Source organism: Caballeronia sp. S22, assembly GCF_964261745.1.
Classification (GTDB): domain Bacteria; phylum Pseudomonadota; class Gammaproteobacteria; order Burkholderiales; family Burkholderiaceae; genus Caballeronia; species Caballeronia jiangsuensis.
In genome coordinates, this window is the sequence record NZ_OZ180035.1 from 282,426 (window position 1) to 292,756 (window position 10,331).

Genomic DNA, 10,331 nt, shown 5'->3' on the forward strand with positions numbered 1-10,331 from the left:
TTCGGTGCGTCACGCGAATGTTTTAAGATGTGAGCCGTGCCGGATTCATACGACAAGCCGCGCTTCTCATGCGCGGCGTTCGCCAAAACGACAGCCATCGTGCTGTCGTTCGTGCTGTTTACGGCGGGTGTTTCGGTCCCGTCGGCGGGCTTCGCCGTGGTCGGATCGCGCACGCCGCAGGCCGCGGGCGATGCCGGGTCCGCCGCCGCGCCGGCCAATCCTGCTTCGCCGCCGCGGGCGGATCGCTCGGACGGCACGACCGCGAGCGGTCCGGTGCGCGCGCAGCCGCCGCGGATGCCCTTCTATGTCGCGACGAAGGGCACGACGACCATCTATGTGCTCGGCACGCTCCATGTGGGTTTCGCGAGCGACTATCCGCCGGAGCAGCCCTTTCGCAAATCGATACTCGCGGCGCTCGATGCATCGCCCACGCTGGCGCTCGAAATCTCCCCCGATGAACTGCTGCTGTCTCAGGACGACGTGAACCGCTATGGCATGTGCCGCAGCGAGTGTCTGATCGATTATCTGCCGGACTCGATGTGGAAGAAAGTCGAGACGCGCATGCGCGGCAATCCGGAGGCGTTGAAGGAGTTGCGGCATACGCGTCCGTGGCTCGCGTCGATGCTGATCGAAACGTACGACACGTTGAAGGCGGGGTTTCAGAGCGAGTACGGCACGGAGGCGCAATTGCAGAATGTGTATCTGCGGGCGCGCGGGAAGATCGTCGGACTGGAGACGTTGAACGAGCAGATCTCTACATTCACGCGACTCACGTCGGCGCAGCAGCGCGAGATGCTCGCGCAGGATCTGGTGCAAACGCCTGCGGAGAATGTCGTCGATGTGAAGGAGTTGCATCGGTTATGGCGTATCGGCGATGCGGACGCTTTGAAGGCCTGGGATGATGCGAAGAGCGGCAAGCTCGCGAGGAATCCGGCGCTGGCGGCGCAGGTCGATAATCGCGTCGTGTATGAGCGGAATCGGAGGTTTGTCGCGAGGATGGTTGGGTTGGCTGCTCCGGATAAGCCCGTTTTTGTTGCCATCGGGGCGTTGCATCTCGGGGGGCCGAGGGGCGTGCTCGAACTGTTGAGGAAGCGGGGGTTTGTGGTGGTGCCGGGGTGATGTTCAAAGATTAGAAGGCCGAGCCCAAATCTCGACGTCGCCGTAGTACATCGTGCGCTCACTGATGTCTGAAGACCGTGTCTGCCACCACCATTTGTAGACGCCAAGCTTCAGATAGGCTTCCTTTTCCGCAGGGTAGGCATTCGGGCAATCAATGCAATGAACTACACGTATTCCGTCTGCGTACAGGTCGGTTTGCGCTCGCGCTCCGCTGTCGTCCGGACGGTACCGAAGCACCCAGGTTATCACCTTGCCTGCGTCTCGTTCCGGCGAGCCGAAGGCGAACGATTTGATCGGTCGTCCTGGGCCGCTACGAACTTCGACACGATACCGATTATCTGCCAGCAGAAGCGAGAACGGAGGCGAGCCTGCGGCGAGGCTCTGATGCACTTGCGCGATGATCTCTGGTTGTTGCGAGTCAAACGTGTATCGTTCCGGCACCATCATCGACCACTTGATTTCGTATTCGTTGCCGTTGGAAAAATGCGCTACGTCGTCGAACGCGATTTCCGCACGCGGCGCGCCGTTCGCAACATGCGCGAAATCATCGCCGCGATTCATTGACGTTTTCAGTGCGACGCCTCCGAATATCGACATCGGGACGATTCGAATCGATTCGCGACGCGGTGCCTGAATCTTCAGTCGCGAATCAATGCCATCTATCCAGGCACTGCGATAAACAAGCGCATATCGACGGCAATCGGCGTCATTCTGGGACGCAGCGCATCCACAAATGAGAAATGCGGCGACGAAGTTGAGCAGCGGGTACTTAACCTTCATGCTTGCTCTTTGTCATGTGCAATATCGAGGCGAGCCATGCTCGCGTTAGCATCAGCGCGAACTTGCTATTCGTGACAAAGTAGCGCTTCCACATGCGACGTGGTTCCTGAATGACGCGGAAAAGCCACTCGAGCCCGCAGCGCTGCATCCAATGTGGGGCACGACGAACCTTGCCTGCGACAACGTCAAAAGCGCCGCCAACGCCCATCACAAAATCGACACCCAAGCGTTCACGCCATCGGTTGATAAACGCCTCCTTCTTCGGAGACGTAATCGCGACGAACAATAGTCGCGCGCCCGATCGCCGAATCGTGTCCACGACGCCCTCTTCATCGTCTCCGAAGTACCCATGGTGGTATCCGGCGATCCGGAGAAGAGGATGCCGTGTCGATACAACATTCGCTGTCCTTTTGACCACCTCAGGTGTGGCACCCAACAAAAAAACCGGCATTGCGTGCTCTGCCGCCATTTCGAGCAGACGCTCGAATAGGTCTACACCGGCTATGCGCTCACGGACCGGAGCACCGAGCATCTTGGCACCCCACACAACACCCATGCCATCAATGTTCACGATGTCGCATGCGCGTATCGCTTCCGCGAGTATCACGTCACTTTGCATGTGAACGATCTTTGCGACGTTGACGACCACATGCTGCGTAAAGTGGCGTTTCTCGATTCAGCTTACGAATCCAATCAACCGTTTCGCTCATTGTGACGACGTCCATCGGACAGGAAAAGAACTCGATCCGCTTCATATGGAATGCTTATCGGACGGAGCATATGCAGGGATATGCACCACCGCAGGCTGTGAACATGTCGGTTTTATAAAGAGGAAGGAGCCGTTCGTTACCTGCAACGTCCGGCTCCCGTATATGAAGCTACGTTAGCGATTCCCACGCAGAATGATTCGCAGCGGATTGTCTGACGCGTCCGCACTTTCCGAAAGATCAACTATCACGACGGACTTGGCGCCTGCGAAAAGCGCAATTGCGCACTGTGCCGATCATTCGATCGCTTTCCGGTATGCATCCGCGAGCTGTTCGGATGTTTGCTTTATCGTAAAGTGATCGAGAAATCGCTGCCTCGCAGCAGACGCTAGTCGCGCGCGCAAGCCGGGAGAGATGATGAGCGCGGACAGCGACTCGCACAATGCCTCCGCATCGTCAGGCGGCACAAGCAATGCCTCATGCTCATGCCGGACAGCGTCGACGATGCCCGGAATATTAGTAGCGACGATCGATGTCCCGAACGCCATCGCCTCGACAATTGCGACGGGGAAACCTTCGGAACGCGACGGAAGAACAAAAACATCAGCGTTCGCGAGCAATCGCGCCTTCTCGTCACCCACGACCCAACCGAGATACTCGACGCGATGCGACAGCCGACGAAGTTCAACTTCCGTCTGAAAGGTCGCAAGGTCACCACTACCCGCGAAGAGCAAACGAAAAGCCAGACCTCGCCGCTCAAGCATTTCTGCCGCGCGTAGGAGCACTGAAACGCCTTTGACTTCGACTAGTCTGCCAAGGAACAGAATGACGGGCGGTTCATTATCTGGGGCACTCGCCTGATAGACGAGCGTCGGCGGTACGATTCCGTTGTGGACGATTCGAAGCTTGCCGGCGTCACAGTTGCAACGACGCTCGAACCACGTCTTCATGTCCGATGATAAGCATATGATCTGAGCAGCATGTTTCCACACCAGACTGACGGCCTTGTAGCAAGGCGCAGGCAGCTGCTCTACATAGCGTTCGACCGCGCTGTTGTGAATATGAATCACGTACCTCTGCCGAACACCGACGCAGGTCATCGCTAGCAACCATTTGCGGAACAGGGAGCCACGGGGCGCCGTGTGAATGTGCACGATATCGAGTTTTCGGAGCAGAGACCCACTCACCACCTTCCACCACGCTGACGAAAACTGCCGTAAGCGATTCAGAGCACCGCTCAAACCGCAAGTGGCCGCGAAGCGTAGGTCAAGCCCGAGCGAGCCAAAGATAGCGCGGTTCGCTTCGTATCCGCTGAGGACCGAGGCAATGCCGCCCTGCGCGGACATGTCGGGCCCGAGGTGTAGTACCACTATGTTCTTCTGCGTTTCGCTGGCGTGCGATTTTTTCATCTCAAACATCCTCTTCAAGCCATGTGACGTCTTGAGCCACTGTTCGTTGGTACCGCTTCGGTTCGCGCTGCGCGCTCAAGACGCCCGGCTGAGTATTCCAAAGGCGGTCGATCAAGTACTTTCGAACGAGTTCGGCGCTCAATCTCCCGTCCCGCGGCCCATCCTAAGACGACGCAGAGATAGAGAGCAGGGGTTTTCGTCGCCAGAGAGTTGTTGGTCATCGCAGTCATGAAAAACGCGGCGACTATGACGCGCAGTGCGCGGCGTGCGGTAGGGTTCCATTGACGCGCGACTTCTCGGAAACACATGCAACTGCAGAAGATGAGCAGAAGCGTGCAAGGCAGACCGAACATGAGCACGTACTCAACAAAGAAGTTTTCGATTATGCCCACGTTGACTCTATTCATGAGTTCAGCGACGACGGAAGGATCAGCGCCAAGAAGCACTTGTCGCCAGTCAAGATATTGAACTATCGCAAGCGACTGGAAGCGAACCCCGGAGCTGCTGTCGTATGCACCGACACTAGATATCCGATCGCCGAAAGCCCCTGAAGCCAGCATCCAGGCAACTAGTGCAATAGAGAGTGGTGCGCCCGTCCACACAAGCGCCATTCGTTGCACGGACTTCAGACCGAACCGAAGAAGCATGAAGCCATTCAGAAGCAGACAGACGAGCAGCGCACCGCGCGCGCCAAAGGCCGATATTGCGGCCGTCGTAAGGAAAAATATCAATACCGACACTCTCCTCGTAGCGCTTATCTGAACGGCCAATGCAACTGTGGTCAGGACGAGCGCGTTGTTGAGCGGATGGCCGTGCAATGCGGTGGCCCGAAAATAGCTCCCGTACCACGTGTCGATGGGGATGAATTGAACCTTTGCGACGACTTCGAATACCGCCAAAACGCTTTCCACGATGACGAACGCAAAGCCGAGTCTCCATAGACGTCGCGCCACGCGGTCGCTCATGAACGGCACTAACGACGCGACCCAGAACGAGGCGAGCACGGTGTCGACAAGGAACCCGAGCGTCTGAGCGCCCGCAATCGCTGCTTTCCCAACCAAGACTGTCGTAGCGACGAGGGACCATATCGCGGGAACGCGAAATCTTCTGTCAGACAAGCGTGAGGGACCGTTCGACCGGGCTGGGAGCATTGCAAGGGCGGCGACAAGCGTTAGCATCACGTACGGGTGCATCTTCAACCCGCCAACGTTGTCGCTACCCGAATAGTTTAAGCCGAGTGAATTCAGAGCGGCGCCACTGACGAACAACGCTAGCAGGACCGCCCATTGAAATAAAAGCGAAGCAAGATTCAAGCAGGAAACTCTCACGCGACGGCCTCGTGTGTTTGATCTATTCGGTCGAACCGGCTCAGGAGTCCAACCTGTTCCAGATAGCGATCTCCGATCGTCTCGAGCGAGAAGTCCTTCGCTCTCGCGATCAGCGCCTGTTCATCGACAGGAGAAGACAGGGACTCGATGATCGCTTGAGCGAGGCCACTTTCGTCGTCGACGGCTACGAGTCGTCCGAAGCGCCCGTCTTGCAGAATCTCCTCTGGTCCATGAGGGCAGCGGGTCGATACAACGGGCAGTCCAAACGAGAGCGCTTCGACGATGACATTGCCGAATCCTTCTAATCTAGAGGAGCAAACGAATAAGTTAGCGCTTCCGTAGTGCGTATTGATGTCGCGGGCGAAACCTGGAAGACTTACGCTGTCGGATAAATGGAGTTCCCGCACGAGCGATTCCAAGACTTCGCGCTGTGGACCTTCTCCCGAAATCACTAACGTGGCATCCGTGACGTTTCTGCGGACAACGGCAAACGCCCGAATTAGGGTGTCGAATCCTTTCTGGTCGGTCAGGCGTCCGGCCGCCAGCACCTTCGGACGAACGTTCCGTTCTGATCGCGTTGTGCGCGCGCTTTCAGGTACGTAGCAAGGGTTATATATAACGACAATACGTTCAGGTGCCCGGCCCTTGAGTAACGAGCGGAGATCGTGGGAAACACCAGTCGATACGGCAATAATTGAATGACTGGCTTGATAAAGACTACGGACAAGAGCCAGCTTGAGTTTTTCTTTCCAGCCAATAGTAACGGAAGGTGAAACGGCCAGGTGCTCACTGACCACGACACGCACGCGGTTTCGGTTCAATATTCCAGCGAGGATGGAGATGATATTCGCGTATGGCAAGAAGGAGAGTACCGCGACAGGCGATCTTCTTCTCAATATCGCGAACAATTCAAGTGTGCGTCCGATATGCCCCGGCTTACGCGCTACGATCACTTCGATCTCCCGCGGCAGTTCGTAAGCAGCGTGATCGTTGTGAACGAAGAACACAGGAGTAAGTCCCTTCGAAACAAAATGCTTTGCGATCTCCACGGCGACACGTTCAGCGCCACCGCCTTTCAGATTCGGAATGTGGAAGATCACCTCGCGACGGCTACTCATAGTTTGCCCTTCAGTACTTCGCGGACAGAGCCCACGTTGCCGATCGCGCACAACGCAATGAATAGCGCGCACGCAATCACAGCGGTCAGACACGTTGCCCATGTCTCGTCATTGACAATGTGAACAAGAAGATGGCGCGCTACGGATCCGAACAGAAACGAAAGTGCCGCGAATGCGCTCAATACGGTAATACCGATTGTGATGCGGTTTAAATCCACAAACCTTCGTGAGAATGCAGCACTCGTGCAAAGGGAAAGCGCATTCGCAACGAGAAGGCCGTACACCACTCCTTCGCATCCCCCAACGCGCGCGCCCAAATACGTGGCGAGCGTTCCCACCAGAAGCATCAGGAGGTTGATGCCCATTAGCGCTTTCGTTCTTGCATGCAGGTGATACGCCTGATCGAAGAAATGTGTTCGAAAAGCCGCGATCGTTGCGACGGCGAGCAACGGCAACACAAGCGGTTGAGCGGCGTCACCGATAGAACGTCCGAGCGTCAGCGGAAGCGCATACTTACGGATCAATAAGAGTGCCAGGCACAACGTGAACACGCCCGTCATCATCAACAACCCGAGGCGGGCGTGGAGCGTCCGATGATCCACTGCTGTGCGCGATGCCTGTTCGCGCAGCAGCCAGGGATAACAAGGCGTCACCACCAGTAAGCATATTGCCGAAACAGCGTTGGACACGAGTCCGCTGGAGGCGGCGTACACGCCAACGACAGCGGGGTTTTCGAACAGCGCCAGGATGGGTCGATCAAGGCGTGTCATTACCGTGGTTGCTGTGAAGACAGGAACGAGCGGAAGGCCGTATTGCACCATGCGACACAGGAGGTCGGCGCTAAAACGTGCAGATCGAACGACTGAGACCTTGTCGATGCCGCAAAGGATGGTTTGAAGTGCGAACACTGCGGCCGTCGCATACAAGGTCTGCGTCATTGATCGCGTGCCTGACCAGGTGAGCAGGCCTGCCGCGGTCGCTCCGACGTTAAGCAACAGTGATGCCAAGGCGTACCGGCCCACAGCGCTGGCTGCACGCGCAATTTCCTGCGTATAAAGTGCAGCGCTTTTTGTCAGGGCCAATACCGCGACTGCCAGCCATTCCTGACGTGAATCGTTTGCGAACAAAAGCGCGAATGTCATGACGCTCAGGGCAGCTATCGCAAGCACGAGCCATACGATGTGACTGGTGGCCAGATAGTTGTCGCGGTCCTCGGCGCTCGACGCTGTCCAGTAACGCACGAAAGCGAGCCTGTGCCACTGGAAGACGATGCCTTGAAACGCTTCTACGAGCGCGAGATAGACCGCTAGTTTGCCGTAGGTATTTGGTCCCAGGGTGTGCGCATACGCAATCAGGGAGAACACGCCGCCTGCGACGGAAATGCCGTACCCAATAGTGAGTCCGAGGCCAGCTCTAGCCACGAGAGAACATCCCGCGGGTGTCGATCAGCACCTTCGACAAAAGACGGCTACTGTCGAGAACAGCGAATTCGCGATGGTTAACCAGTAGCACTACAATATCCGCGGAGGCGATAGCGTTGGTCAGGTCCGTGAGTTCAACGGTCCCGCGCAAAGCTTCCGGCAGCACAGAAATATTTGGTTCCACTACGACGACTTCGCCTACGCAGGCGTCAGCGAGCGCCGAGACGATCTCCACCGCCGGACTCTCCCGCAAATCATCGATATTCGCCTTGAACGCGAGTCCCAGACACGCGATCACCGGCTCCTTGAAACGCGTCGCCGCACGCTTCACCCGCTCAATCACCCAGTGCGGCTTATGATCGTTCACCGTGCGCGCCGTACGAATCAACCGCGCTTCATCCGGCGCGGAATCAACGATGAACCACGGATCTACCGCAATGCAATGGCCGCCGACACCCGGTCCCGGCTGCAGAATATTCACGCGCGGATGACGGTTGGCGAGCTTGATCAGCTCCCAAACATTGATGTCGAGCCGATCGCAGATCAGCGACAGTTCATTGGCGAACGCAATGCCCACGTCGCGCGACGCGTTCTCCGTCAGCTTGCACATCTCGGCCGTGCGCGCGTCGGTGATCACGCACTCGCCGGTGACGAAAGTCTGATAGAGCGTGCGCGCTGCATCGCTGCACCGCGGCGTCATCCCGCCGATGATGCGGTCGTTCTCCACCAACTCGCGAATCACATGCCCCGGCAGCACGCGCTCGGGACAATGCGCGACGCGAATATCGGAGGCTTCGCCGCGTTGCTGCGGAAAGCTCAGATCCGGCCGCACTTCGGCCATCCAGGCGGCCACTTGCTCCGTCGCGCCGACAGGCGACGTCGACTCCAGCACGACGAGATCGCCCTTCTTGAGCACGGGCGCGACGGCGCGGCTCGCGGCTTCGATGTACGAGAGATCGGGCTTGAAACCGTCGGAGAAAGGTGTCGGCACCGCGATCAGGAACGCGTCGGCGGCTTGCGGCGTGGTCGTCGCCTTGAGATGACCTTGCGTCACCGCGGCTTGCACCAGCATGTCGAGCTCGGGCTCGACAATATGAATTTCGCCGCGATTGATCGTGTCAACGGCATGCTGGTTAACGTCGACGCCAATCACTTTCTTGCGGCGCGCGGCAAACGCGGCCGCTGTCGGCAGGCCGATATAGCCAAGACCGATGACGGAGATGGTTTCGAATTCCATGACTGCTCTTCTATATTTTCAGGGGTATTCAGGCGGTCAGAGCGGACGAAGGCTCAAGCTGTTTCAGAGCGATCGCGATCCGGTCGCACGCGCGGCCGTCGCCATAAGGATTCGCGCCACGGCTCATCGCCGCGTACGCACGGGCGTCGCGCAACAGATGCATGACGTTCTCGACGATCGCGCGCGTGTTCGTGCCGACGAGTTTCACCACGCCCGCATCGACCGCTTCCTGGCGCTCGGTGGTATCGCGCATCACGAGCACCGGCTTCGCGAGCGACGGCGCTTCTTCCTGAATCCCACCCGAATCGGTCAGGATGAGATCGGCGCGATCCATCAGCCGCACAAACGGCAGGTAGTCGAGCGGCTCGATCAGATGGACATTGCCGATGCCCGTCAGAAAGCGATTCACCGGCTCGCGCACTTTCGGGTTCAGATGCACCGGATAGACGATGTCGACATCCGGAGATGCGTGCGCGATCTGCGCGAGCGCGGCGCAGATCCGCTCGAAGCCGCCGCCGAAGCTTTCGCGCCGATGCCCGGTGACGAGCACGAGACGTCGCCCGGGCGCGAACGACGGCAACGCGCGATCGGCGTGCGTGCGCAGTGCGTCGTCCTTCGCGAGGCGCTCGCGCACTTGCAGCAGCGCATCGATGACCGTGTTGCCGGTCACGACGATGGACTCATCGCGTACCCCTTCGGCGAGCAGGTTGTTGCGCGCACGGCCTGTCGGCGCGAAATGCACCGACGCGAGCGCACCGGTAAGCTTGCGATTTGCTTCTTCGGGCCACGGCGACGTCAGATTTCCGGTGCGCAAACCCGCCTCGACATGCCCGACGGCTATGCGCTGATAAAACGCAGCAAGCGTCGTCGCCATCGTGGTGGTCGTGTCGCCGTGCACGAGAACCATGTCCGGCCGATAGGTAGAAAGCACGTCGCGCATGCCGCCGAGAATCGCAGCGGTGACGTCATAGAGATCCTGCCCGCGCTTCATGATGTTCAGATCGAAGTCGGGACGAATATCGAACAGCGCGAGAACCTGGTCGAGCATCTCGCGATGCTGGCCCGTTACGCACACGCGGCACTCTATACCGTCCTCGTGTGCGAGACGCTTGACGAGCGGCGCCATCTTGATCGCCTCAGGACGCGTGCCGAATGTAAACAGCAGTTTCTTCACAGAGCTAAAAGCCTATCGAGAGATTCGTGAGCGGGAGC

The 10,331-nt window shown here is 58.2% G+C and carries 9 protein-coding genes; 1 reads left to right on the forward strand and 8 read right to left on the reverse strand.

What is annotated here, in order from left to right:
* Window positions 1-36: 36 nt before the first annotated feature.
* Window positions 37-1,119 (forward strand): TraB/GumN family protein, encoded by a 1,083-nt coding sequence (locus ACEN42_RS01300; protein ID WP_187606547.1) that lies wholly within the window; start codon window positions 37-39, stop codon window positions 1,117-1,119.
* 3 nt (window positions 1,120-1,122) lie between these two features.
* Here ACEN42_RS01300 and ACEN42_RS01305 read toward each other — a convergent pair whose 3' ends face one another.
* The 8 genes from ACEN42_RS01305 to wecB all read right to left on the reverse strand — a co-directional run bounded on the left by ACEN42_RS01305 (window position 1,123) and on the right by wecB (window position 10,293).
* Entirely contained in the window at window positions 1,123-1,899 is a 777-nt protein-coding gene (locus tag ACEN42_RS01305) for a heparin lyase I family protein (RefSeq protein WP_371880459.1), read from the reverse strand.
* Window positions 1,889-2,518, reverse strand: a complete 630-nt coding sequence (locus ACEN42_RS01310; protein ID WP_371880460.1) for a WecB/TagA/CpsF family glycosyltransferase — start codon at window positions 2,516-2,518, stop codon at window positions 1,889-1,891. Before ACEN42_RS01310 ends, ACEN42_RS01305 begins: the two co-directional genes overlap by 11 nt.
* Before the next feature lie 384 nt (window positions 2,519-2,902).
* The gene (locus tag ACEN42_RS01315) at window positions 2,903-4,015 is read right to left on the reverse strand and encodes a glycosyltransferase family 4 protein (protein WP_371880461.1); all 1,113 of its coding nucleotides are present in this window, start codon (window positions 4,013-4,015) and stop codon (window positions 2,903-2,905) included.
* A 14-nt stretch (window positions 4,016-4,029) separates the two neighbouring features.
* A complete protein-coding gene (locus ACEN42_RS01320; protein WP_371880462.1) occupies window positions 4,030-5,343 on the reverse strand; it encodes a VpsF family polysaccharide biosynthesis protein in 1,314 nt (437 codons plus the stop codon).
* On the reverse strand, window positions 5,340-6,461 hold the full coding sequence (locus tag ACEN42_RS01325; RefSeq protein WP_371880463.1) for a glycosyltransferase: 1,122 nt from the start codon (window positions 6,459-6,461) through the stop codon (window positions 5,340-5,342). Before ACEN42_RS01325 ends, ACEN42_RS01320 begins: the two co-directional genes overlap by 4 nt.
* Window positions 6,458-7,825, reverse strand: coding sequence for a lipopolysaccharide biosynthesis protein (locus tag ACEN42_RS01330; protein ID WP_371880464.1), 1,368 nt, complete (start codon window positions 7,823-7,825; stop codon window positions 6,458-6,460). Before ACEN42_RS01330 ends, ACEN42_RS01325 begins: the two co-directional genes overlap by 4 nt.
* Before the next feature lie 49 nt (window positions 7,826-7,874).
* Complete coding sequence (wecC, locus tag ACEN42_RS01335; RefSeq protein WP_371880465.1) at window positions 7,875-9,119, reverse strand: UDP-N-acetyl-D-mannosamine dehydrogenase; 1,245 nt, start codon at window positions 9,117-9,119, stop codon at window positions 7,875-7,877.
* A 28-nt stretch (window positions 9,120-9,147) separates the two neighbouring features.
* Window positions 9,148-10,293 carry a non-hydrolyzing UDP-N-acetylglucosamine 2-epimerase gene (gene wecB / locus ACEN42_RS01340; RefSeq protein WP_371880466.1) on the reverse strand — a complete coding sequence of 382 codons (1,146 nt, stop codon included), beginning with the start codon at window positions 10,291-10,293 and terminating at the stop codon, window positions 9,148-9,150.
* Between the last annotated feature and the right edge of the window lie 38 nt (window positions 10,294-10,331).